The organism is Acidovorax sp. KPB24-03 (genome assembly GCF_057546605.1).
The window spans coordinates 1-526 of record NZ_BAAJYR010000965.1 but is presented as its reverse complement, the minus strand read 5'-3'; the positions used below and the strand labels follow the sequence as shown (position 1 = coordinate 526).

The 526-nt window shown below is 72.6% G+C and carries 1 protein-coding gene; it reads right to left on the bottom strand.

The features are described from left to right. Nucleotides 1-526, bottom strand: a 526-nt coding sequence (locus AC27KI_RS27070) for a methyl-accepting chemotaxis protein (RefSeq protein WP_487117002.1), incomplete at both ends; no start/stop codon positions are given.

Sequence of the window (526 nt, the reverse complement as noted above, 5' to 3'; positions counted from 1 at the left end):
CAGGTAGGTGCCGTCCAAGCGCAGGGCAAACACGTACATGTCCCGGTCATGAAAGGGCTGGGCCGGGTCCGTCAGCGTGCGCAGCAGGCTGGCCTGGGGCGCCGTGCGCGCCAGGGCCACAGCCCGCTCCACCAGCGCCTTGGCCTCGTCGGCGGTGCCCTGCTGCAGGCGGAACGACATCACCGCCCGCGAGAGCGTGGAGGCGCGGTGTTCCAGCGCCTCGGCCTGGTGCACGGCCTGGCCCACCATCTGGGCGTTGCGCTGGGTGATCTGGTCGAGCTGCTGGACGGCGGCGCTGATTTCGCTGAGGCCGGTGCTCTGCTCGGCGCTGGAGGCCGAGATCTCGCTCACGTTGGCGGCCACGCTGCGCACGCCACCCGCCATCTCGGCGATGCCCGAGCCCGCCGCCCGGATCAGCTGCGCGCTGGTCTCCACCTGGCGCACCGAGTCGCCGATGAGGTCACGGATCTCACGCGCCGCCGCGCCCGATCGCCCGGCCAGCGACCGCACTTCGGACGCCACCACG